19 protein-coding genes and 1 riboswitch are annotated in these 20,434 nt (G+C 50.7%); of the genes, 6 read left to right on the top strand and 13 right to left on the bottom strand.

All coding sequences use genetic code 11. The features are described 5' to 3' along the window. Window positions 1-67 precede the first annotated feature (67 nt). From DS739_RS11040 to DS739_RS11030, 3 genes are read left to right on the top strand one after another with little or no spacing between them, the layout of a single operon-like run. On the top strand, window positions 68-682 hold the full coding sequence (locus DS739_RS11040) for a histidine phosphatase family protein (RefSeq protein WP_006117315.1): 615 nt from the start codon (window positions 68-70) through the stop codon (window positions 680-682). Continuing rightward, complete coding sequence (gene cobO / locus DS739_RS11035; RefSeq protein WP_035352341.1) at window positions 679-1,305, top strand: cob(I)yrinic acid a,c-diamide adenosyltransferase; 627 nt, start codon at window positions 679-681, stop codon at window positions 1,303-1,305. The genes DS739_RS11040 and cobO overlap by 4 nt, the downstream gene beginning before the upstream one ends. Before the next feature lie 14 nt (window positions 1,306-1,319). Continuing rightward, on the top strand, window positions 1,320-2,840 hold the full coding sequence (locus tag DS739_RS11030) for a cobyric acid synthase (RefSeq protein ID WP_035352368.1): 1,521 nt from the start codon (window positions 1,320-1,322) through the stop codon (window positions 2,838-2,840). 15 nt (window positions 2,841-2,855) lie between these two features. Here the strand turns inward: DS739_RS11030 and bluB are convergent, their stop codons facing one another. Further along, window positions 2,856-3,494: a 5,6-dimethylbenzimidazole synthase gene (gene bluB / locus DS739_RS11025; protein WP_035352339.1), complete on the bottom strand. Its 639-nt coding sequence runs from the start codon at window positions 3,492-3,494 to the stop codon at window positions 2,856-2,858. After that, window positions 3,491-4,480 (bottom strand): adenosylcobinamide-phosphate synthase CbiB, encoded by a 990-nt coding sequence (gene cbiB, locus DS739_RS11020; RefSeq protein ID WP_035352337.1) that lies wholly within the window; start codon window positions 4,478-4,480, stop codon window positions 3,491-3,493. The genes bluB and cbiB overlap by 4 nt, the downstream gene beginning before the upstream one ends. On the opposite strand from cbiB, the gene cobD reads away from it, so the two are divergent. Next, window positions 4,479-5,597 carry a threonine-phosphate decarboxylase CobD gene (gene cobD / locus DS739_RS11015; RefSeq protein WP_006117320.1) on the top strand — a complete coding sequence of 373 codons (1,119 nt, stop codon included), beginning with the start codon at window positions 4,479-4,481 and terminating at the stop codon, window positions 5,595-5,597. The genes cbiB and cobD overlap by 2 nt on opposite strands. On the opposite strand, the gene cobS is transcribed toward cobD, so the two are convergent. Next, complete coding sequence (gene cobS, locus DS739_RS11010) at window positions 5,594-6,427, bottom strand: adenosylcobinamide-GDP ribazoletransferase (protein WP_006117321.1); 834 nt, start codon at window positions 6,425-6,427, stop codon at window positions 5,594-5,596. The two genes, cobD and cobS, sit on opposite strands and share 4 nt — an antisense overlap. Next, on the bottom strand, window positions 6,424-7,473 hold the full coding sequence (gene cobT / locus DS739_RS11005; RefSeq protein WP_006117322.1) for a nicotinate-nucleotide--dimethylbenzimidazole phosphoribosyltransferase: 1,050 nt from the start codon (window positions 7,471-7,473) through the stop codon (window positions 6,424-6,426). The genes cobS and cobT overlap by 4 nt, the downstream gene beginning before the upstream one ends. Window positions 7,474-7,534: 61 nt before the next feature. On the opposite strand from cobT, the gene cobU reads away from it, so the two are divergent. Continuing rightward, window positions 7,535-8,089: a bifunctional adenosylcobinamide kinase/adenosylcobinamide-phosphate guanylyltransferase gene (gene cobU / locus DS739_RS11000; protein ID WP_006117323.1), complete on the top strand. Its 555-nt coding sequence runs from the start codon at window positions 7,535-7,537 to the stop codon at window positions 8,087-8,089. A 14-nt stretch (window positions 8,090-8,103) separates the two neighbouring features. Here cobU and DS739_RS10995 read toward each other — a convergent pair whose 3' ends face one another. Next, window positions 8,104-9,300: an MFS transporter gene (locus DS739_RS10995; protein ID WP_035352335.1), complete on the bottom strand. Its 1,197-nt coding sequence runs from the start codon at window positions 9,298-9,300 to the stop codon at window positions 8,104-8,106. A 199-nt stretch (window positions 9,301-9,499) separates the two neighbouring features. On the opposite strand from DS739_RS10995, the gene DS739_RS10990 reads away from it, so the two are divergent. After that, window positions 9,500-10,954 carry an NAD-dependent succinate-semialdehyde dehydrogenase gene (locus DS739_RS10990; RefSeq protein ID WP_006117325.1) on the top strand — a complete coding sequence of 485 codons (1,455 nt, stop codon included), beginning with the start codon at window positions 9,500-9,502 and terminating at the stop codon, window positions 10,952-10,954. 103 nt (window positions 10,955-11,057) lie between these two features. On the opposite strand, the gene DS739_RS10985 is transcribed toward DS739_RS10990, so the two are convergent. The 8 genes from DS739_RS10985 to DS739_RS10955 form a co-directional block, all read right to left on the bottom strand. Then, a complete protein-coding gene (locus tag DS739_RS10985) occupies window positions 11,058-12,377 on the bottom strand; it encodes a cytochrome c (protein WP_035352333.1) in 1,320 nt (439 codons plus the stop codon). After that, window positions 12,370-14,007 (bottom strand): GMC family oxidoreductase, encoded by a 1,638-nt coding sequence (locus DS739_RS10980; protein WP_006117327.1) that lies wholly within the window; start codon window positions 14,005-14,007, stop codon window positions 12,370-12,372. Before DS739_RS10980 ends, DS739_RS10985 begins: the two co-directional genes overlap by 8 nt. Before the next feature lie 21 nt (window positions 14,008-14,028). Next, window positions 14,029-14,700: a sorbitol dehydrogenase family protein gene (locus tag DS739_RS10975; protein WP_006117328.1), complete on the bottom strand. Its 672-nt coding sequence runs from the start codon at window positions 14,698-14,700 to the stop codon at window positions 14,029-14,031. Window positions 14,701-14,813: 113 nt separating this feature from the next. Next, a complete protein-coding gene (locus DS739_RS10970; protein ID WP_006117329.1) occupies window positions 14,814-15,278 on the bottom strand; it encodes a DUF2147 domain-containing protein in 465 nt (154 codons plus the stop codon). Window positions 15,279-15,318: 40 nt separating this feature from the next. Beyond that, window positions 15,319-15,557: riboswitch (cobalamin riboswitch) on the bottom strand. Between the two features lie 78 nt (window positions 15,558-15,635). Further along, the gene (locus tag DS739_RS10965) at window positions 15,636-17,228 is read right to left on the bottom strand and encodes a carbohydrate porin (protein ID WP_035352331.1); all 1,593 of its coding nucleotides are present in this window, start codon (window positions 17,226-17,228) and stop codon (window positions 15,636-15,638) included. A 364-nt stretch (window positions 17,229-17,592) separates the two neighbouring features. Beyond that, the gene (gene dctA, locus DS739_RS10960; protein ID WP_006117331.1) at window positions 17,593-18,897 is read right to left on the bottom strand and encodes a C4-dicarboxylate transporter DctA; all 1,305 of its coding nucleotides are present in this window, start codon (window positions 18,895-18,897) and stop codon (window positions 17,593-17,595) included. Between the two features lie 273 nt (window positions 18,898-19,170). Continuing rightward, window positions 19,171-19,293, bottom strand: a complete 123-nt coding sequence (locus tag DS739_RS14585; protein WP_255411708.1) for a hypothetical protein — start codon at window positions 19,291-19,293, stop codon at window positions 19,171-19,173. Window positions 19,294-19,305: 12 nt separating this feature from the next. Beyond that, complete coding sequence (locus DS739_RS10955) at window positions 19,306-20,361, bottom strand: aromatic ring-hydroxylating dioxygenase subunit alpha (protein ID WP_006117332.1); 1,056 nt, start codon at window positions 20,359-20,361, stop codon at window positions 19,306-19,308. Window positions 20,362-20,434: the final 73 nt, after the last annotated feature.

Below are 20,434 nucleotides of genomic sequence, written 5' to 3'. Positions count from 1 at the left end.
AAGGTATGCACAAAGTGTTCTGCCGTCCTGATAAAGCCGGGGCAGGCGGTGAGAAGGAGATATTGAAATGCGATCTTTTCCCGTGTTGCTGGTAAGGCATGCTCCTGTTCAGGTTGCGCAGGGCATTTGTTACGGCAGGCAGGATGTTGCCCTTAGCCCAGGGTGGGAGAGTATTGTTTCTGGGCTTTCTGTTCTGGCTAAAGGTGCTGTTTGCCAGGTGTTATATAGCTCTCCTGCGCAAAGGTGCTGGCAGATGGCGCAGCGTTTGGCGCAAAGTGCAGGCATGGAACTACGCGTGGATCACCGATTGGCGGAATTGAATTTTGGCCGGTGGGAAGGTGTGCGTTGGCAGGACATAGATCGCACATTGCTGGATGAATGGGCCCAAAATCCAGAAGGTTTTGCACCGCCAGAAGGTGAAAGCGGGCAAGACCTGTACCAGAGGATTCAGAGTTTCTGGCGCGAAGTGCGCCAACGTGAAGAAAATGTGTGTGTATTATCGCATGGAGGGCCATTACGGCTTTTGAGCGCTTTTGCCGGTGGGTATAAACCGCACCTTCTCGCACCTTCCATGCCGCAAGGTTTTGCGCGCCTGTTTATGGTGGGAGAAAAGAACGAACTTGCTTCAACTCAAAGAGATTTTTTGACACATCATAAAAAGGAAGAGCCGTGCCAGGTATGACAGATCCGCAAAAGCCAGCATTATTACAGGATGCAGAGCATCATCGTACCAAAATGCAAAAACGCAAAGCTGTGCAGGATAAAGAAGTTGCCAGCAAAACAGTGGAAAAAGGCCTGTTGATTGTAAATACAGGTTCCGGAAAAGGAAAATCTACTGCGGCGTTTGGTCTGGCTTTGCGGATGTTGGGGTATGGCCAGCGTGTTGTTGTTGTGCAGTTTATCAAAGGGGCGTGGCATACGGGAGAACGCAAGGCGCTGGAACGCTTTGAGGATTTGGTAGAATGGCACGCGTTGGGTGAAGGTTTTACGTGGGAAACGCAGGATAAGGCGCGGGATATTGCTGCATGCCAACGTGCATGGCATGTTGCTCAACAAGCGTTGGCAAACCCAGATGTTGGGTTGGTGATCTTGGATGAACTGAACATTGCATTAAGGTATGATTACCTACCTATGGAGCAAGTTCTTGCAGATATTGCAGCACGCCCGGCAAGCTTGCACGTTGCCGTAACAGGCCGCAATGCCAAGGAAGCCATGCTGGAAGCGGCTGATTTGGTAACTGAAATGACAGTGGTGAAACATCATTTCAAAGCGGGTGTAAAAGCGCAGGAAGGCATAGAGTTTTGAGCACCCGTGTTCTGATGGTGCAGGGCACAGGGTCTAGTGTCGGAAAATCAACACTCGTTGCAGGCCTTGCGCGTGCCTTTACCCGGCGAGGGCTGCGGGTTTTGCCGTTTAAACCGCAGAATATGTCCAATAATGCCGCTGTAACATGGGATGGTGGTGAAATTGGGCGTGCTCAAGCTTTGCAGGCGCGTGCCTGTGGGGTACCTGCAAGCGTTGATATGAACCCAGTTTTGCTCAAACCACAGGGTGAGACAGGCGCACAGCTTGTTGTGCGGGGGCGGATTGAGGAAACAGTGAAAGCGCGGGATTATCAGAGCCGAAAAGCACTTCTGATGCCAGCCGTTTTGCAAAGCTTTGTAAAACTTGCCGCAAAGGCAGACTTGGTTTTGGTAGAAGGTGCTGGGTCTGCTTCTGAAGTAAATTTACGAGCGCATGATATTGCCAATATGGGGTTTGCAGAAGCTGTAAATGCTCCGGTTGTGCTTGTGGGAGATATAGATAGAGGCGGAGTGATTGCCAGCCTTGTGGGTACACAAGTTGTTATAAGTCAGAAAGATGCCCAACGGATCAAAGGGTTTATTGTAAACCGTATGCGGGGTGATCCAACACTGTTTGCTGATGGCATGCAGTTTATTGCCGAACGTACAGGGTGGCAGCCGTTAGGGCTTGTGCCGGATTTGCCAGAGGTGAGAACCCTGCCAGCAGAAGATGCCGCAGATCTGGATGAAAAACTTGCGCATGCAGTAAGGCACTCAAAAGCAAACTTAGATCAGAATGCGCCGCTACGTGTTGTTGTGCCTCATTTGCCGATGATCGCCAATTTTGATGATCTGGATCCACTGTATGCAGAACCCGGTGTGCACCTTATCTTGTCTAAACGTGGCGAGCCTTTGCCAGAATGCGATCTGATTATATTGCCCGGATCGAAAGCGACATTATCTGACCTTGCTTGTTTGAAAGAACAGAAATGGGACAAGCAGATTGCAGAACATGCTGCCAATGGCGGCTATGTGATGGGTATTTGTGGTGGCTATCAGATGTTGGGTGCTACGGTGGCTGATCCTTATGGAACAGAAGGCGCTGTAGGACAGACGGCAGGGTTGGGGCTGTTAAAAATTGATACAGTTTTAAGCCGAGATAAAAGTCTAGAACACAAGGAAGGAAAACTGGCGGCAGAAGGCAGTAAAGTTGCTGGATACGAAATGCATGTGGGCCAAACAACAGGGGCTGATTGCCACAGCCCCTTGATATACATGGATAACCATCCGGAAGGTGCCGTTTCTGCAAATGGGCGTGTATGGGGCACTTATCTGCATGGCATTTTTAACCACCGGGCTGCGCGTATGGCTTTGCTTGCGCGCGTAGGTGGGGCTGCATTTCAACCAGATGGCATATGGTATGCTGCCGGGGCAGATTTACCAGCGCAGCATGATCAGAGTGTAGAACAAGCGCTGGATGCGTTGGCAAACCATCTGGAACAGCACATTGATCTAGATGTTTTGTTGCAGTTGGCTACTGTACCGGCTGGTATTTAAAAAACGACAACTACTTTAACGCTGAATCCACTGTCTTCTTGCAGGGTTACGTTTTTCCCACCCTCGGCGTTCAAGCTCTGGTGTGTTGGCATGTTGTTCCGGAAAGCCAACACATAGATAAGCCAGAAACTGCCAGTTGGGCTCTACGCTTAAAGCTGCATGTGCTTCCTGTGGATTAAGGATGGAAACCCATCCTACCCCAACGCCGTGGGCCGTAGCAGCCAACCAAAAAGTGTGAATGGCCATAACGGCAGACCATGTGGTGGTTTGTGGCATAGTAGCCCGTCCAAGCCCACGTCCCTGTTGAGGATTGGTCTCACAAAATACGGCTATATGGTGAGGGGCATCATCCAGCCCGGCAAGTTTTAGCCGCGCATAACGCTGGGCGTCTTTTCCTTCTCGCCCTTCCAGTTCTTGCGTATTGCTGCGCATAAAGTTCTTGCGGATGGCATCGCGGCGGTTGGAATCATTTACCAGCACAAAGCGCCATGGCTCGCTTAGCCCGACTGAGGGTGCCAAGCAGGCTGTTTCCAGTAGTTCATCCAATACAGGTGTTGGCACAGGTGTTGTACGAAAATGCCGCACATCCCGCCGCCATATAAGCAGTTGCTCTAATTGGTTCTGAAAAGAAGGTGAGAAAAAAGGTGCTGTCATGCCTTTATCATGCAGCCAATAGCGGCCAGCAGCAACCCACCTATCAGAATACCACAAGCCCTGCGGTAAAGGATAAGGCCGCGCTCCAGATCATGTAGGGTGGCCGTTGTGGTGCCTTCTCCAATCCACCCATCATCAACCACAGTTCCTGCATAATTGCGGGGGCCCCCAAACTTTACGCCAAGGGCAGTGGCCAGAGCTGTTTCAGGCCATCCAGCATTAGGGGAGCGATGGCGGCTGGCATCTCGCCACACGGTGGAGCAAATCGTGCGCCACTGTGTGGGGCGTGTGGATAACAGGATACACAAAGCGGCCAAGCGGGAAGCTGGCAGGTTAATGAGATCATCCATTTTGGCAGCAGCCATGCCAAATGCAGCATAACGTGGGTTAAGATGGCCGATCATGCTGTCTGCCGTGTTAATGGCTTTGTAAAATACAGTTCCGGGCAAGCCGAGCAGTGCAGTCCAAAATAAGGGCGCGACAATGCCGTCGGAGAAGTTTTCTGCCAGACTTTCCAGCGCGGCACGCACAACGCCAGTTTCATCCAGTACGGATGTATCTCGCCCCACAATTTGGCTTACAGCTGTGCGGCTACCTTCTAATCCGGCCTGTTGAAGTGCTGTGGCAACTGCTTTGACATGCACCCACAAAGATTTCTGGGCCACCAGTGTGCAGGCCGCTACGGCTTGTACACCAAGCATGAAAAGCGGCGGCAGAAACATATAACCGATATGGAGTATAAATATCGTAAGCCCGACGGGAATACCGACAAGCAGCAACAGCGCGAAAAAACCGGATATCCGGCGTGCTGTATCTGACCACTCTGGCCTGTTGAACGTCCGCTCCAGCCTGTTTATCAAGAAGCCAATCCACACAACGGGGTGGCTTATTGCAGCAAACAGCGGTGCAGGATATCCGCACAAGGCTTCCAGCCCTGCAGCCATGGCGGCAACGGGCAGGGTTATAGAAAAAGGATAAAGCAGCATGGCAGATGCAGGCGTGCGGGAAAAGCGGCAAGAAGGCAAGGGGTATCCGCCGCAACAGGCACCTGCGGTTTCTGTGTTGCCTTCAAAATCTTCATCAGCATCAAGCCATATTCCTGCACATGGAGGGCAGGTGCAAAAAGTTATGCAGATGTTTGCAAACGCACCGCAACCATTTGTAGACCTTTCTACAGGCATCAGCCCTTTTGCTTATCCGGCAAAACTGCCTGATCTATCTGCTTTGCATACATTACCGGAGGAGGCAGAAGAAGCTGCGCTACAGATGGCGGCTGCGACAGCATATGGTGTTTCTGACCCCAGCATGGTGGTTGCAGGTGGAGGAAGCCAGAGCTTGATTGCTTTGTTGCCACGGGTGCTGAAGGCAGAACGCGCGTGCATATTAGGCTCCACTTATTCTGGACATATGCAAGCATGGAAAAAGAACGGTATTCCGGTATCCGAGGTGCCTGATTTCGCTCAGCTACAGTTGGCGGCACAGCAAAAAAATACGGTATGTATTATCTGTAATCCCAATAATCCTGATGGGCGTTTGATAGGGGCCTTGCACTTGCTGGATCTGGCCAATATCTGTCAGGCAGCGGGAAGCTGGTTGGTGGTGGACGAGGCTTTTGCAGATATTACTGGCCAGAGCGTTGCATCTGCCCTGCCGCATCCAGCTTTACTGGTTTTACGCTCTTTTGGAAAAACTTATGGATTGCCCGGGGTACGGCTTGGGTTTTTGTTGGCTCAACCCAGTATGGCTGCATATGCGCGAGATTTATTAGGGTCATGGCCCGTTAGTACCATTGCGCTGGCAGTTGGGTGCCAAGCCTTGCAGGATAAGGAATGGTTAAAACAGACATCAACCAAACTGTATGCTGCCAGTTTACGCCTAAAAAAATTGCTGACTAAAGCGGGCTTAAGCCATAAAGGCCAAGCTGTTTTGTTTGAGTTGGTAGAATGTGAACGTGCAGCAGAGTTATGGCAGCATCTTTGTCAGCAAGGCATCGTAACCCGGATTTTTCCTTATAATGCGCACTGGCTGCGTATGGGGCTACCAGCTTCCGAGGTGCAATGGCACAGGTTAGAAGCAGCTTTGCAGGCTTGGCATACGCTTTAATAAAAAAGCGCAGATAATGCCGTCATGATCGTGCATTCGGTTATAACGGCACAGGCACCCAGAATATCACCTGTGTAGCCACCAAGTTTGCGTTGTGCATATCGGGCTATCAACAAAGCTACCGCCAAAGCCAGTAGAATAGGAAAAACTATAAATGTTAGTAAACATGCTACCGTAAGTGGTGCTGGCATTAAAAATACTGTCAGTAAAATGCAAAGACAGATTATTACAGCCAAAGCAATTGTGAGATTGCGCTGTGCCAAAGGGTAAAGTGATCGTGCCAGACCATCAGGCCGGGCCGGTGGAATTGTTTTTGTAACAACCAAAAATGCGCCACGTGCCAGACAGCCAGCAATGCCACATATTAGGCAAGCCAGTGCGATGGAATGTATAGATGAAAGCACGCCCGCGCGTATTAAGATTGCCAAGCATAAAGCCAGAACACCGTAACTTCCAATACGGCTGTCACGCATAATTTCCAGCTTGCGTTCAGGTGTCATGCCGCCAGAACTATCCGCGGTATCGGCCAAGCCATCTTCATGAAGACCGCCTGTTACAAGAATTTGCATCCCTAAAGCTATGCCTGCGGCTGCCAGAGGCGGAATATGGCGACATTGTAATACTGCGGACAGGCCACCGGTACATATTCCAATGCCTGCACCAATAAGAGGCCAGCACCAGATGGATTGTGCCAAGGGCCAAGAAGCGGAACTGTTTTTGTAAGCAGATGGCAACAGCCAGCCAACAGGTATGCGCGTAAGAAGCCCAACACCACAGGCCAGATGTAAACGTAATGTATCTGGTATAGAAAGGCGGCCAGAAGAGGTCATGTTTTCTGGCTTACAGCGGCTTCTGCAAAAGTAGCCATACCTGTGTGGCAGGCAAGCGCTGCCCGTATGATAGAAACTGCAAGCGCTGCGCCAGAACCTTCTCCTAACCTGAGGCCCAATCCCAAAAGAGGTTCTAGATTCACATAAGAGGCAAGGCGATGTGTTTGTCCTGTTATGGTCGCGCAATGTGAAAGGCAGGTATGGGCCAGCCCATCAGCGTGCAAGCGTGCAAGAGGTGCGGCCGCAGCCGTGCAAACAAAGCCATCTAACAGAACAGGTACGCTTTTATGCCTGGCAGCCAATGTGGCGCCCAATGTGGCCGCCAGTTCGTATCCGCCAACACAGCGTGCAGCTTCTAATGGATCAGAACATGCTTGCCGATGCAGGCTAAGTGCTGCGTCAATAACTGCGGCTTTACGTTTCAATCCGGCATCATCCGCACCGGTGCCGCGTCCGGCCCAGATGATGCCGCTTTCCTCAAACAAGGCTGCTGCCAAAGTGGCTGCGGCAGTGGTGTTTCCAATACCCATTTCGCCCAAGCACAAGAGATCGCAGTGAGATGAAACGGCGTTGTAACCAAGTGTGACAGCTTGCAAAAAATTCTGCTCTGTCATGGCGGCCGCATGCGTAAAATCGGCCGTAGGTTGCAGATCATGCACAGGAATAACGTGTAAGGATGCGCCAACTGTTTTGGCTATCTGGTTGATGGCAGCTCCTCCGTTACGGAAATTACTGACCATTTGAGCTGTAACATCAGAAGGCCAGAGGGAGATTCCTTGCTGCGTTACGCCGTGGTTTCCTGCAAAAACCAAAACCTGCACATTTTCCAGCTTTGGTGAGGCACGTTTCTGCCATCCCCCTAGCCAGCTTGTAAGTTCTTCAAGGCGGCCGAGGCTACCTTCTGGCTTGGTAAGTTGTTGTTCGCGCTGGGCAATGGCGTTTTGGGCCATCTTATCTGTCTGCGGCAAGTCGCTACACAGGCTTCTGAGCTCCTGCATGGAACCAAGGCAGAGTGGCGCGTTAGAAAAAGAAGGAGATGATGGCATGCCGTTGATTTTGTGCTGTTATAAGGATGTAAGCAAACAAAAATAGTGAGGCGCATATACCATGAGTGTCCTATCTCTCAATCCAACAGAAACAGGGGCGCAGGGCACTGTTCTGATTTTGGGGGGCGCACGTTCAGGAAAAAGTGGTTTAGCCGAAGCAATGCTGACAGCCTTGCCTTCTCCTTGGATCTATCTGGCGACTGGTCGGGCATTTGATGCAGAAATGCAGGAGCGTATTGAACACCACAAGGCCAGCCGAACAGAGCAGGGTTGGCAAACGGTTGAGGAACCGCTGGATATTGCATGGGTGTTAAAAACCTATGCACATCTGCCTGTGTTGGTAGATTGCCTGACCTTGTGGGTGACCAATATGTTGCTGGATGATCAAAATATTGAGGAGGCAACACACTATCTGATGGAGGTGTTGCCGGAGCGCTTGGCCCCCACCATTCTTGTAGGCAATGAAGTTGGGTTGGGGATTGTGCCGGAAAACGCTTTGGCCCGCCGTTTTAGGGATGAGGCAGGGCGCCTGCACCAGCGGATAGCGGCACAGGCAGGGCAAGTTGTTTTTGTGGCAGCCGGGCTGCCACTGGTGCTTAAAGGGAAAGATTTATAACCGTCAGCTATGTGTCAGCTTTCAGATTCTGAATGATCATGCAACACGCGGGGGAAGGCAACGGGGCTGCATAGCCCTAATGCTGTAGCCATTATAACAATACCAACAGCCATGGGCGGTAAAACAGAAAGTCCAGCTGTGTTCAGAATCATTCCGCCTGCGGCAGAGCCAAACAAAATACCCACATTGCTGCTGGCGTTTACGGCCGCACCGGCAATATCAGCCGTTGTGGCGCGGCTACGGATAGCGCCAGACATAATAACCGGGATAAGGGCGGCATAACCGGCACACCATAGGCCAACAGCCGCAACCGCGCTCCATCCGCTAAGGAGAGAACCGCAGAGTGCACCCATGCCACATGCGGTAATCAGGCCAGCTACCAGCAGCCCAAGTGCCGGTTTGGAATCCACCATCTGTCCGGCAGCCCATAGCCCAAGAATACTCACGCCACCTGTAACCAGCAGGGCAATGCTGAGCGCGCTTTCAGGCAACCCATGAGACATGAGCAGAGGTGAAACATAGGTGTACAGAAGGTTATGCCCCAGAAAGAACAATGTATTTACGGTAATCACCACCGCAAAAACCCGAGCAACGCCGGGGGTGCGAAATGAAGGGAGATGCACGGAACTGGAGGAAGCATTCACCTTGGGCAGAAAAAACGCGATGCATACGGTTAGAATGGCGGCTAAACCCGTAACCACCATCATGGAAACCCGCCAGCCTGCCAATTGCCCAATAGCAGCAGTGCCGGGAACCCCCAGAACAGACCCCAACGATGTGCCACCAAACACAAACGAAATGGCGCGTCCTGTCATGCGAGGGGGTACTAGGTGCGCAGCATAGGCAGAAACAATGGACATCATAAGCGCATGGGCAGCCCCGCCCACGGCACGGCCCAAGCATAAAATGGCAAAGGTAGGAGCCAAAGCGGCAATCAGATTAGAGGCGATATAGCCAATCAGAGCCCAAAGCATGAGTGTCTTGCGGTTGATTCTGGCTGTAAGAATGGTAAGCGGCACCGCCGCCAGTGCCACAACCAGCGCATATGCGCTTACGGCCAGACCAGCTTTACCTTCCGTAATATGGAAGGAATTCGCCATATCTATCAGCAACCCTACAGGGGCAACTTCGCTGGTAATGGCCGTAAAAGTGGCGGCAAATAAGGCGCACAGCCCGATTATTGTCTGACCGGACAGGGTTTTGAAAAGCATGGGCTTTCTACTGATACAACTGAGGGTTTGAAGGATAATAGCCCTGCCGGTATGGAACTGAACCGGGTAGGAGGCCATTATGCGCTGGGGTGTATAGACCTCTTTTTTCTTGCATGGCAGTACATAAAATGGTGTCAGCAAAAAAATCCGGACAAAGGCTCCATGGTGGATGTCTGCCCGTTCTGCTTGAGAGATGTAGATGTCAGAAAAAGAAATACGCACGCAGCTGTTGGTGGCCGGGAAATGGCAAGATGCGGCAGATGGTCGCACCATTCCGGTAACCAATCCGGCTACGGGCCAGATTATTGGGCAGGTTGCTCATGCCTCCAAAACTGATCTGGAAAAAGTGGTTGCGGGTGCGCAGGCGGGTTACGAAGCATGGCGTAACCTTACTGCGTGGGATCGCTTTGTGATTATGCGCAAGGCGGCAGATCTGCTGCGTGAACGGGCAGAGCAGATTGGCCGTATTATGAGCGAAGAGCAGGGCAAGCCCCTTGCTCAAGCGATTATTGAAATTCAGGGTGCGGCTGGTGTTATTGAATATTTTGGTGAAGAAGGCCGTCGCCTAAATGATGAATTGGTGCCCCCGCGCGCCCCTTATGTAGAACAGCGTGTACTGCACCGCCCTGTAGGTGTTGTGGCTGCCTTTACGCCGTGGAACTTCCCCATCAACCAGATTGCACGCAAGTTGGGTGCTGCCTTGGGTGCCGGGTGTGGGGTTATTGTAAAGGCTCCGGAAGATACGCCAGCTTCTCCGGCAGAACTGATCCGGTGTTTTTGTGATGCCGGTATTCCGGCAGGTGCGGTTTCTCTGGTGTATGGTGTGCCAGCGGAAATTTCTGAGTATCTGATTGCGCATCCGGTTGTGCGCAAGATTTCCTTTACGGGGTCTACGCCTGTCGGTAAGCATCTGGCCGCATTGGCTGGCGCGCAGATGAAGCCGGTCACTATGGAACTGGGTGGCCATGGCCCGGTTATTGTGTGCCCGGATGCAGATCTGGATGCCGCAGCCGAACGTTTGGCAGCCGCCAAGTTCCGTAATGCCGGGCAAGTGTGCATTGCTCCCACACGTTTCCTTTTACACAAGGAAATTGCAGCGCCCTTTATTGAAAAATTCAAAGCCCAGATGAGCGCGCTTAAGATTGGCAATGGTCTGGATGAAGGCGTTACCATGGGGCCATTGGTGAATGAGCGCCGCGTAAAAGCATTGACCGAACTGGTGGATGATGCCCGCCAGAAAGGCGCTGAACTTTGGCAGCCTGATATTTCCATGCCGAATGATGGGTGCTTCTTCCCACCCACATTGGTGCTGAAGCCAACGCTGGAAATGCGGGTTATGCAGGAAGAGCCCTTTGGCCCGATTGCCATTATGGATGAGTATTCTGATCTGGCGGACGCCGTAAAGGAAGCCAACCGCCTACCATATGGCTTAGCGGCTTATGTTTACACGCGTTGTGAACGCACGGAGCGCCTGCTGGGTGAAAAGCTGGAAGCCGGGATGGTTGCTGTCAATCACCATGGTATTGGCGTGCCAGAAGTGCCGTTTGGTGGCATGAAAGATTCTGGTTATGGCACGGAAGGTGGGCCAGAAGCTTTGAAGGCACATACCATTACACGTCTGGTATCCGCTCTTCACGAAAAGCCTTCTTTCTAACGCTTCAGTTTTTTTCTGAAGATCATGTAAAAAAGGGCGGAGGGGTTTAAACCTCTCCGCCCTTTTTGGTGTGTGTCTCATCAGCCTATGTGTGGTGTGGCTGTTATTTGTCTTTATGGAACTGTGCAACCTGATCTGCTGTTACGTGCTGGTCTCCGCTGCCAAAGGTTGCCATCACATAATTCACGATCTTTGCAATTTCAGCATCGCTCAGACGCTGCACGTCTGAATGACCGCTAAAGTCTGGCATAGATACATTGCCTGCTTCGGTTTTGCGTTGCACCCCGTGCAGAATGGTCATGATCAGGTTATCTGGCCGTGCGCTGCCCACGGTTGAGTTATGGAACAATGAAGGTGCGTATTGATCCTTCGTGCCCGTACCAGTCTGGCCATGGCAGGCCGCGCAGTTGGCATCGTATGCGTGCTGTCCGTCCATTTCGGTCAGATCATCAATTCGGGTTGGGGCACTCTGGCGGATATCCAGTGCTTCTATAGCTTGGCCAAAGCTATCTCGTGCCTGATGTTCCATATCATCGTCCATAGCTGGAACTTGGTGAATATAAGTAGCTATGGCGTGCAGATCCTGATCTGTCAGGTGGCTGGTGCTGTGTTCCACAGCTTCTGCCATGGGGCCTGCGGCTTGAGCATGACCATTGGCATGGCCTGTTTTCAGGTAGGCGACAATATCCTCTTCGCTCCAGTTGCCTATACCGCCGGTTTTGCTGGTGGTGATGTTGGGGGCGTACCATCCATCAAGCGACGTGCCAGCCAGATATCTGTCCTGCTTTTCACTAAGCATGAAGTTACGCGGCGTATGGCAGGTGCCGCAATGTTCCAGCGCATTAGTAAGATACTTGCCGCGGCGTAGCGGATCATATGTGCTGGAATCTCCGCTTTCTGGCTCTTCCTTGGTGGTTACAAAGTTCCAGGCCGCCATTGCGCTGCGCATATTGGCAGGAAACACCAGCGTTGTTTCTGCCGGGGTGCTGGCAACTGGTTTTACGCTGTGCATGAACCACATATAAAGCGCATGCACATCCTGATCTGTCATGCCTGCGTAAGAAACATAAGGCATAACAGGGTACAGGTAAGCGCCATCTTTGCGTACGCCATGGCGTACGGCTTGTTCAAAGTCTTGCTCTGTGTATTTGCCAATGCCGTGCTCTGGATCTGGCGTAATGTTGGTGGAAATTACATCACCCATAGGTGTTGCAATTTTTAGGCCACCAGCAAATGGCTGCGAACCGGGCTTGGTGTGACAGGCAATACAATCTGATGCAGTGGCAATATAAGCACCACGGTCCAGAACAGCCTGATCCGAGGCTGCATCTTCTGCATGGACAGGTGGCTGGGTAAGAGCGCAAACACCAAGCACCGTGCCTGCCGAAAGAAGGGTGCGCAAGGTTTTGGAAAAATCAGGCATGAGCAAGTTCTTTTTTCAGCGTATCGGCAACGCGTAGCGCCAAGGCAGCTACAGTCAGGGTGATGTTGCCGGTGCCAACGGTTGAGAAAACCGAGGAACTGGCAATAAACAGATTGTCATGATCATGCGTTCGGCAATGGCCATCCACCACGGAATCCTTGGGATCTGTGCCCATAATGGTGCTGCCTGCGGGATGATCCTGCGGGAAGTAGCCCGGTGTCCACTGTTCATCCGTACCGTGCATCAGTTTGATTAGGTCGCGGAAAACATAGCGTGTGTGTTCACAACTGCGCACAGTGTATTCGGGCAGCTTATAGTACACTTCTGGGTGCGGAATCCCCAGAATGTCCTTATGATCTTTGCTGAGTGTCAGACGGTTGTTGGGATCTGGCAGGGCTTCGTTATGGCTGAACAGCCGCACAGTGTGTGAAGCTAGGTAACGGATCTGTTCTTCCAGTTCCCGGCCAACGTACCCTTTGGAAATAGCTAACTGGGTAGCCAGATCCACTTGGTTATCATCCACCATGTGCACAAGGTAGGCCCCACGGTCTGAGCGCCAGTTTCCATCACGGAAATTGTCGATCACGTTGGTTTCCAGCGGCCCACGGCCCGGCCACAAGGCTTGATCGCCACTGATGAAGGTAACCTGTACACCGGTATGATCCATCATGTTGCGGCCTACATGGCCGGAACTGTTGGCAACACCATCCGGGCTTTGTTCATCAGCAGAAAGCAGCAGCAGTTTAGCTGTTTCAATGCAGTGCGCAGCAATAACAAAATATTTGCCCGTAACGCGGTGTGACCCTTTGTCGGGGTCAAAGTAATGCACGGCGGTTACGCGCTTGTTCGCGCTGTCTCGCTCAATCTTATACACCACAGCGTTGGGGATAAACTTAGCCCCGGCAGCTTCTGCATGGTAAACGGAATAGCTACCGTTATACATGGCCCCAATAGGGCAGATGGGCATGCAGTTATTATGCCCTTCACACGTTGGGCGGCTATCATACGGGCGGGTGTTACGTGCTTGTGGTTCGTGCACCACGCGCCACGGCGTTTTTTCCTGAATCAGTTTGCGGAATTGTTGTGCAGCGTAAGAAATGGGCAGTGCATCCATAGGATATGGCTGTCTGCGGGGAGACCCAAGATCTTCCACCGCAGGATCTGGCCCGCAAACCCCCATCATGACTTCTGCCTGATAGTAAAAGGGTTCCAGATCATCGTAAGTCAAGGCCCAATCGCGGCCCTGACCGTAACGTGTTTTGAGTTCAAAGTCTGATGGTAGGTAACGCCATGCGCACCCAGCCCAGTGCCATGTGGTGCCGCCCATCATACGTAAGTAAACCTGCTGATAGGCTTCGGCATTTGGGCCGGAGGTATGCAGATACTCGTTAGGGGTTTGCTGATCAGGCGGATGCCGTGCCCAAGGCACAGCCGGGAATGGCCCCTGATAAGAGGGTTTGTTTTCCAGATTGCGGAAGTTTTCTACAAAATGCTGGCGGTCAACACGTGGGCCAGCTTCCAGCACAATGACGGAAATACCGGCGCGCGCCAGTTCGTTGGCAATAGAACTACCTGCAACGCCTGATCCTACGATCACAACGTCGGCTGAAAGATTTTCTTCGGAGGGCATAAAGCGGGGTATCCCGTAAGATCAGGTCGGTTCGATAACAAGGGCGGAAGCAGAAAGTGCAGGGTGCCCTTTTGGGCGTGCAACTTCTGGTGGCTTGCTTGTCCAGTAGAATGGGCCGCCTGTTGCATAGGTTTTGGGGTAAACGGCATCCTTGGTGATGTCGAACATCAGGGCGGAGCGGTAAACCACCACTTTGCCATCCGCAATACCTCGGTACCAGCCGGTTAGAATTTCGTGGATGACATCTTTAAGTTTGGGATCAGATTTTTCTGCTGCATGAGCAAAGGCAGATGCCGTCGTAAATTTTTCTCGCTCTAGTAGAGTATGCAGGGCGTTAAGTTTATCCTGTCGATCGGCATTGGCATGCACGATATTGGCATATAGGGCCGCACCAATCTGGGGGTTTAGCGTATCTCTATCTGTCAGTCGCTGGGATATCTGCATAAAGCGAGAGAGGTCTTCAGTGTTTGGTGTAGTAGGCGCGGTATTAGCAAGCGCCGCACCTGTTGTGCCTGCAACAGAAAGACCAATACCACCTAAAAGCACATCCCGACGGGACATGCGCAACAGTTTATTCAGGCGCATGGCGTTAGGAGATGAACACCACTCCGCCACAGGCTGCCCCTCGTGCGTTTGTCTCATTCTTCGGATTCTCCCTACAAAACCGGGCTCCGCATTGTCAGAATGAAACATTGCGGAGAAATATCGAGTTCAAAATTACGGGTAGTTTTATAGGGACGGCCTGAGCTTGCAAGCTGTTGTAATGGAATAATAGGTTATTTCATGCTTCGTTGAAGCAGGTATGCTTAGGGGTTAATGTGGCAGTTGTTGCCTATACGGCCATGAAACGGCTGCCAGGTATCGGTTCTACCAAAGAGCTCCAAACCTAAAAAACCATGCAGTTTCAGGGCACCATCGTCCGCTATCCATATAATGGCATCGTAAGTATTTTTGCTCTGAGGATCAAAGATATGACCTTTCCAGTGGTCATGCCGGTCTTCCATGGGATGGAAGCCTTTGAGCATCTGAAGGTTACATTCTGTTTTTCTACGGCCAGAAGCTTCTTCATCTTGTGTTAGGTTTAACCCTACAAGGTTCCCACACATTTTATCGCCACAGGTGTGGATATTGAATACGCCTTTACCGTCTTCCGTAATCCATCGTCCGGTTATGGCTGGTGTAGGGGTGCTTTCTGCATGAGCGTTGGAGGGGATATTGCTCCATGCAAGAAGCAGTGCTGTTAAAAATGAGCTAAAGGCATGTTTATGCATGTTACTGCCTGTTTTGCCGCTGCCGGTTCATCCCGCCCGGTATGATGTGCCTGATGGAGGCAGGTCTCCTGGCTTGGGGATATGGTATGTTAGACCTTTTACCTTCCCAGCCGTGTTTATCGGCCAGTGGCTAGCCGTGACCGGCAGCAGGTCAAACCTCCCCTTACAGTTGCGGGAGCAGCTGCCGACTATAAGATTCTGCTTCAATTTAAGGCAGAAATCCGTACACGGCATTCCCTTTCAAGCCGCTTGCGCAGCACCATCCATCTGTTTGAATATATATTCTAGCAATAAGCAGGTTTGGTGCCAGTATGAGAAAAGCAGGGCAGGTGAGATGTTTTTGCGCCTCGCTTTGCCTTACAGGGCAGCAATAACCTTAAGCCCTGCCAGAATAGCATTGGGAATAACCGAGGTTTCTCCGGGGCGCATCATGTACTCAAACTCGGATGTAATAACCAAGCCCGGTGTGACAGGAATGCCGTAATATGCTTCCAGAATTGCAGAATGTGTTTGTGGCCCATTGATATAGGGGCCAAGGGGAACGCCCGCAGCTTCCTGCATATGTTGCCCATAGGCCAAGCGTGGGCTGAGTTGGTAATAGGAATACATGACGCCCAGACGATCCAAAGGCCGGTGGGGGATAATACCCAAAAGGGAAGCCCCTGCGTAGAACTCATTTGAGAATGTGGAGTTACTTGGCGTGTTATGAATGAAGCCAGCTAGCACATATCCGCCAGCCATCTGATGTTCGCCATGGCTGCGATACACCATCTGGTCTGCCTCTATATAAAATGTATCACGCGGTTTGAGTTTGTGCGGATGCACAGAGCCCGCAAAAGCAGCGGGAATGGTGCCAACCATATCGGGGTAAGGAGACGTGTCATGCCCAAAACCGATTTTGTAATGGCCCGGAAGCTTGCGCGTGCCAAAAAATGGTTCCCACGTTAACTCAATGGGAGTTTGAATACCTGTATAAGGCTCATCGCCCCATGCCCAACCTGTATTGTCACGTGCTTTGGGGCCTATGCGATAAATACCAGTGCGCAGGATAAGATCATGTGTTGGCCGAAAGCGCACTGTGCCTCCCCATGATGTTTTGGGGTAAACGCTCCAACCTGCCGGTTCTCGTATAGCCATGGGTGCAGAGCACATGGTCATGAATGTGCACAGTAAAATAGAAGTAGAATAGGTATGTGTAAGTGAAATGCGTCCGACATTGATATTGATACGGTTGTGGAGAAAAGATTTTTCTAGATACAGATCGGCAAGGCGGGCCGCTGCGGGGCCGTGAATACTCCATACTTCTGTAAGAAGTACATTTCTTTCCCCAACATGATCCCAGCCGACTTGTCGGCCTTCACGGTTCATAACAATACCATGCAGGTACCACCCTTGTAGCGGATTCCAACCGGTAAGCTTGCCGAGATCAAACAACATGCTGGCACGAATTTCATGCGTGTAATCCATACCTTTTGAAAGACCACCAGCAAGATTGGCTATACCTTCACCTTTATATGTTAACTCAAAGGTAAAGCCGCGTTCGCTTAATCTGTCGCGCCAAGGTTTAAGGCCCGGAGCCAGATTGCCAAAGGCCTGTTCAGCAACAAAATACCCCGCACTGATATCCTGCCTGCGTAACGCTGTATTATTATGGTTTAACAGATAGGAAAGGCTTTCAGTATCAAACAGGGCGTCCAGACGTTCTTCAGCTATCGGGCGTTTGTGTTTTTTTGGTATCTCGGCGTTAACGATAGGTTTTGAAGAAAATTCAGGTTTCTCAAAAGACTTGGTGGTTTCATTCTGTTGAGCGCGCGCAGAGGTAGCGTGAAAAGCAATATCAAATGTGAAAAGAACTGTCCCGATATAAAGCAAGCGAAGAACGGATAAACATTCTTGCTGGTAGCGTGATGTTTTTTGTTCTGAATTTGAAATGATATAAGTTGAGGGCATTGCCCGATCCTCATGGCGCAAGAACGACCATTGCGTACAAGTGGCATGCAGCAACGGCGCATCTCTGAAACAAGGGGAAAGAAATACAAAGATTCAAAGGGAAAGGCGGCTGGGTGCTTTCTCTTTAAAAAATAGATTTTGTAATTTTAGCAAACATTTTTTAGATCTCACGTTTCTTTTTGTTTTTATTATCGCGTATTATGGAAATTAAATTACAATCAAAAAGATTCAAGGATTTTTTTCTGTTATAACGAATACTCAAGAAAAAGTTTACAAAATTACACTGTTACAACAAGGTTTATTCTCAATTACAAATACAAGAAATCCGTAGGCGGCCAGAGGAGCTACCTACGGAAAAGAGGTATCAGACTGAAGGTGTTTTTGTAATTTGTGGTTGCGTGTGCAAGGCCTCATGAAGTTGCGTATCATCCAACGCATTTTCCCAGCGTGAGACAACAATAGCAGCAACAGCATTACCAACCAGATTGGTAAGGGAACGACATTCAGACATAAAACGATCAATACCCAGAATAAGCGCCATGCCACCCACAGGCACGCTGGGTACAACAGAAAGTGTGGCAGCCAGAGTAATAAAACCAGCGCCTGTTACACCAGCAGCACCTTTGGAACTCACCATAGCAACTAGCAGCAGGGCAAGTTGTTCCTGAAAGCTTAGGTGCACATCAGTTGCCTGCGCAATAAACAGCGCAGCAAGAGTCATGTAAATATTGGTGCCATCCAGATTAAAAGAATAGCCCATGGGTACAACTAACCCTACAATCCCTTGGGAGCAGCCAGCCCTTTCCAATTTGGCAATCAAACCGGGTAGGGCGGATTCAGAAGAACTGGTGCCCAACACAATCAGCAGCTCTTCTTTTAGAAAGACCAAGAGCCGCAGAATGCTAAAACCAGCCAATCGTGCCACAACACCCAGAACAACGCCTACAAACAGAATGGCCGTAAGATAGAATGTTAGCACCAAGGCAAGTAGGTGCAGAATGGAATGCAGGCCAAACTTACCTACGGTAAAAGCCATGGCACCAAAAGCCCCAACAGGTGCCAGATACATCACCAAACGTACAACCCCAAAAACAAGTTCTGTCAGGCTGTAAAACAGGTTAAGGACGGCTTCCCCCGCTTTACCCATTTTGGCCAGACTGATGCCAAACAGGATGGCAACCAGCAGCACCTGCAGAATTTCACCCGATGTAAATGCTCCGGCGGTTGTGGAAGGAATGATCTGCAACAAAAAATCTGCAAAGGAATGATGCTGCGCGGCAGCACTTACAAACTGTGTAACAGAACTTGTATCAAGGCTTTCGGGGCGAATGTGCAGCCCAGCACCGGGTTGCAGAACGTTAGCTACAAGCATGCCAATGGCGAGTGCCAAAGTAGAAAAACACAAAAAATACAGCATGGCTTTGCCAGCTACGCGGCCAGTTTGCTTAAGGTCCGCCATGCCAGCAATGCCTGTGCACACTGTTAGAAAAATAACAGGTGCAATGACCATTTTGATAAGTTTAACAAATCCATCTCCCAGCGGTTTAAGTGCGGTGGCAACAGAGGGGAACATTGCACCCACGGCAATGCCTGCACCCACAGCCACCAGAACCTGAAGGTAAAGGAAGCGTTGGTGTGAACTGGAAAGGGGAGCAGATGATGGAAGCACGCCTAAAAATCTTTCTGTTCTTGTTTTTGTGCCTGTGGTGCATCCTGATGGAATATATAGTGTTATATCAAGAATATACGCGCAGACTCACGTAGGGTAACGCGTGTTTATATCGTTTGGGAAGAGAGGGTATATCTCTTTTTCTTGAGTTTTCTAGGCGTAAACAATGTGGAAGGTGAATATTCAGGCATAAAGTCCTAGATTATAGAGGTATAATTACATGGATGTAATGATGCGGGGGTTGACCATATTTTTATTGTGAATGTTAGACATTCAGTGTGGGTAAGGGGCTGCGCGTGCTGAGGCTGCATTGGGCAATCTGGCTCCTGTGTTCACATGAAAATGGTAGGTCAATACCAGAATAACCTTCATCTTCACGGAGGAAGAAGGAGCCATGATCTTATCCTTTCATGCGGTAAAGAACTGGCTTAAGCCAATGGTGCGTAAGGCGCGCCGGTAAGCAATGGAACTGCGATCTGCCACCACATGTACTTCCAAAGAAGGGTCAAGCGGTAGGTTTTCGGGTTTCTGGGCTTCTACCAAGGCGCGGTCTTCCTCAAAAACTTTCAGGTTGAAATCATAAACATCCTGCAAAGGTAGGTCGGTATCAAAGTTACGACACATAGGTGCAAACATGCGCGTTTTCTTGGCGGAAACAGGGGACGCTGCATTCATGATGACCAGCCTGCCGTTATCGGGAAAATGAATTTCCAGCGTGGCCGTAAAAGGAACATGCACCCGAAAATGGCGCAGCCATTCAAAATCTGGTCGGCCACGTTCTGATTGTCCAATAGGGTAGTTGCCGACATTGCTGCGGTATTCTGCCTCAAATCCATAGGGCGTCATTTTGGGCATGTATGCTGGCACTATAGGGTTGTCTGGGTCAGCAAAAGTTTCTGTATGCACAAATGCAAAATGAGCAACGTCTATAAAGCCCTCAACCTGCCGCCCTGCAAAACCGGCAATGTCTATCCAAGGGCAGTTGATGTGTTGGAAACCTGCTTCATCCCAATGTGGCATGGATGGAAGAGATATTTCTGCATTTTCCTGGGGACGTAGGCACGTCCAGATCAAGCCATATCTTTCTACCACAGGATAAGTCCGCAGGTTCAGGCGGGAAGGAATGGCGTTATTCGGGTGGGCGGGAACACGTACACATCGGCCTTGATGGCCAAATTGGAAGCCATGATAGGCGCAAGCAACTGTTTGGCCGTTACCCTTACCCATGCTGAGTGGCACGCCACGATGCGGGCACAGGTCATCTGCCACAACAATTTCTTCTCCAGCCCGATAAACAACCAAAGGTGCATCAAGTAGCGTTACGCCTAAGGGCTTGTCTTCCAGTTCACGCACAAGGGCAATGGGATGCCAGTATGAGGCCAGAATAAGCCAGTCATCAGCATCAAAACTGAGATCGCGGGGGAGTTTGGTGTCGGCGGGGCGGGCGCAGGCTGGGGATGTCACAGCTTAATCTCCTGAATAGGGAATGTTTCCCGTTCCTTTAGGAGACAGTGTTTCATTAAGCATATATTATCGG

Source organism: Acetobacter sp. JWB, assembly GCF_003323795.1.
Classification (GTDB): domain Bacteria; phylum Pseudomonadota; class Alphaproteobacteria; order Acetobacterales; family Acetobacteraceae; genus Acetobacter; species Acetobacter oryzifermentans.
This window is presented reverse-complemented; position numbering and strand designations above follow the sequence as displayed.